General features: G+C 33.9%; 5 protein-coding genes and 1 pseudogene. 3 read left to right on the plus strand and 3 right to left on the minus strand.

The window, feature by feature from the left end; genetic code table 11:
* Positions 1 to 440 precede the first annotated feature (440 nt).
* Genes FTT99_RS16220 through FTT99_RS16230 form a run of 3 tightly spaced genes read right to left on the minus strand, consistent with a single transcriptional unit; the run spans position 441 to position 1,412 of the window.
* The gene (locus FTT99_RS16220) at positions 441 to 755 is read right to left on the minus strand and encodes a hypothetical protein (RefSeq protein ID WP_104505826.1); all 315 of its coding nucleotides are present in this window, start codon (positions 753 to 755) and stop codon (positions 441 to 443) included.
* A 38-nt stretch (positions 756 to 793) separates the two neighbouring features.
* Entirely contained in the window at positions 794 to 1,108 is a 315-nt protein-coding gene (locus FTT99_RS16225) for a DNA-binding transcriptional regulator (protein WP_104505827.1), read from the minus strand.
* Complete coding sequence (locus FTT99_RS16230) at positions 1,089 to 1,412, minus strand: transcriptional regulator (RefSeq protein ID WP_104505828.1); 324 nt, start codon at positions 1,410 to 1,412, stop codon at positions 1,089 to 1,091. The genes FTT99_RS16225 and FTT99_RS16230 overlap by 20 nt, the downstream gene beginning before the upstream one ends.
* An 88-nt stretch (positions 1,413 to 1,500) precedes the next feature.
* Here FTT99_RS16230 and FTT99_RS16235 point away from each other — a divergent pair.
* The 3 genes and pseudogenes from FTT99_RS16235 to FTT99_RS16245 all read left to right on the plus strand — a co-directional run.
* Positions 1,501 to 1,596, plus strand: a pseudogene (locus FTT99_RS16235) (transposase domain-containing protein); the annotation flags it as partial.
* Between the two features lie 133 nt (positions 1,597 to 1,729).
* Entirely contained in the window at positions 1,730 to 2,143 is a 414-nt protein-coding gene (locus tag FTT99_RS16240) for a hypothetical protein (RefSeq protein WP_179989130.1), read from the plus strand.
* A gap of 2 nt (positions 2,144 to 2,145) precedes the next feature.
* On the plus strand, positions 2,146 to 2,460 hold the full coding sequence (locus FTT99_RS16245) for a hypothetical protein (protein WP_070155405.1): 315 nt from the start codon (positions 2,146 to 2,148) through the stop codon (positions 2,458 to 2,460).
* Positions 2,461 to 2,581 lie beyond the last annotated feature (121 nt).

Consider the following 2,581-nt stretch of genomic DNA (forward strand, 5'->3'; position numbering starts at 1 on the left):
ACACTTGTATATTAATATAAATATCAATCACTTGAAAATTTAGCCATGACTAAGAAAAAGCAAAAAATCGGCTTTTGTAATAAGTTGGTGAGTTTTTAAGCAGATCTGTAATATTTTGCCAGTAAATTTGATTAAAAAACGATCAATTTGGCAATCAGTGCCCATTTCATCGGCTTTCAGGATCCGAAACTATCCCCAATGGCTGTGGATAAAATTTAGGCTATTTTGTACGCCCTGGCGCACAACAATCTCGGCTCTTTGCGGCTACCAGGAACAGTGGAATTTTCCTATGATGAACTCATCAGGAACAGGAAGTTCCAAACAACAAGAATAAGAAAGATCGCACCAGGAGCGTGAGGTAAGACAGGAGTCATACCTAGCAACCCAATATGAGAAACCCCGGCAGGATGCTGGGGTTTTTTATTGTCTGCATTTAAGGTCTAATCAGTCTTAGCCAATTCATTTTGGTTGATAAGTTTAATCAGCGCATTTTGAACAAACTCATCAAGTTCAATCCCTTTTTCTTTTATGATGGTTTCTATCTTTGCTAGCGTTTCACTTTCTAATTCGAACTCGATTTCTGCTGATGTTTCCATGAGTAAATCATAGTTATTTTCGACTATCTTTTTAAAGGTTTCTTCTAGATCTTTTGTTGATGGAATATTGAAAGATAAGCGTAATGAGCTATTGATAATTTCAATATGGGTATACCCTAAATATTCAGTACTTTTTCCCACAAATCCTAAGTGCTTCATAAAAAACCTTAAATAAATATAGTAGAGAGCTGTCTAAATTAAGCCAGACTCTCTTTTACAAATTTTGGATCAACAATAAATAATCGAATAAGGGATGTTGCTGCTCCTGATGGTCTTCTCGCACCTTGTTCCCATGATTCAAGAGTACGTCTTGATACGCCAAGAATCTTAGCAAACTGATCTTGTGTTAGTTGAGCCTTTCTACGAGCTAACGCTACATCTGTCTCAGTGATTACGGTTCTTTTCGCTGCATTACTAGTAAGCATATCGTCGATGCCTTGTAATATTTCAGCTTCAATATCCCTAGTTGCTTCAAAAGCCTCAAGTTCTTTTTCAGTCATTAAACGAGTCATTTAGTTTCTCCACTAATGCTTGAAGAGTCTTCTTACTAAGCTGTACAGTTTGCTTTTTACTGTACAAGGTTAATAACCAAATCTCTCCATTTGCTAAACGATTAAAGTAGATGACTCTGACACCACCACTTTTACCTCTACCACCGCTAGTCCATCTAATCTTACGAATACCACCTGCATTAGGCTCTACATCTCCTGCTTCAGGATTTAATGCTAAGAATGTTTTGAATTCCTCATATTCTTCCTGAGTCCAATAAACAAGACAGTATTTAGTAAATAATGGAGTCTCACATATTGTATACATTGATTGCATTCATACTACCTTGTAGTAGTTTATTTTATACTACTTTGTGGTATTTTTAAATGATAATTCTTAGTTCTCAGGATTAAATGCCTATTTAAGTGATGTGCTGAAAAGGTTGCCGACACATAAAGTGACTCAGATTGAAGAATTGCTACCACACCGCTGGAAACCTGAACCGAATTAAAAAATAGGCATGGGGTTCAGCGGACGCTTACGTTCAATTCGTATAACCACCATTATGTTAAATAGAATCAAAAAACCTCCAATAAAATCGTTATAGTATTATTATTTATTGAGTAGATAAGAGAATTAAATTAGTGAAATACTCAAATGAACAAATAGTAAAAGCACTCTTACTTGCTCCTTTACCTTTACTTTTTTTAACAACAGTCCTGTTTATCGCAGTGAATCACGAATACAGCCTATACTCGATTTTCGTAGTTCTTGTAGGACACGGTCTTATTTACTTGGCTTATTGTATTTTGACTGTGCCTTTTAGCTACATATTCTCAATTCTTTTAAATCGTTATAACAGACTTAATTTATTAACCATCTGTATTACCTCTCTAATTATTGCTACTCCATTTTTTATTCTTTTAGGATGGGGGCATACTGGAAAGATTGCTGAAGATTGGTGGAAGATGTATACCAATACATGGGCTAGCTTTCTGGCTCTATTTCCTGGCTTATGTTATTGGCTGTTTTTAATTAACTTAAAAGATAAAGAATAGTTATGAAAAAAATATTATATTTTAATTTTTTAGCGATTATTTTGACTTACGTATCTTTGCTTTATCAAAAAAATATATTAGTTGCTCGCATAGTTGTAGATAAGCTTGAAAAAGTTAAAGTCATAGCTGGGGGATTTCCTCTCCAGTTCCTTATAGATGGTGAAACCTCTCCAGTCGGAAGTATAAGTATCAATCCTTTATTTATTTTCATCGGCATGGATCAATTTGTTTTTCTCAATTTTTTTATTGATTATTTATTTTGGATAAGTATTTTATTTGCTTTTTCTATGATTGTGAAAAAGTACAGAATTGTATAGATCTTCTAAAATTAACATAATACACGTTATACGAAGTTGAAAAATTGAGACTATAGCCTTAATTTTTATGTATTTTTTTAATTTAACACCTAGGCCAGTGCCTAGGTTTTTTCTGTTATTC

This window comes from Acinetobacter sp. YH12040 (assembly GCF_013420005.1).
Taxonomy (GTDB): Bacteria; Pseudomonadota; Gammaproteobacteria; order Pseudomonadales; family Moraxellaceae; genus Acinetobacter; species Acinetobacter amyesii.

Excerpts from the sequence above, each read along its gene's own strand:
- FTT99_RS16220 (WP_104505826.1), bottom strand. The coding sequence starts at position 755 with ATGAAGCACTTAGGATTTGTGGGAAAAAGTACTGAATATTTAGGGTAT.
- FTT99_RS16245 (WP_070155405.1), top strand. The coding sequence starts at position 2,146 with ATGAAAAAAATATTATATTTTAATTTTTTAGCGATTATTTTGACTTAC.
- FTT99_RS16225 (WP_104505827.1), bottom strand. The coding sequence starts at position 1,108 with ATGACTCGTTTAATGACTGAAAAAGAACTTGAGGCTTTTGAAGCAACT.
- FTT99_RS16230 (WP_104505828.1), bottom strand. The coding sequence starts at position 1,412 with ATGTATACAATATGTGAGACTCCATTATTTACTAAATACTGTCTTGTT.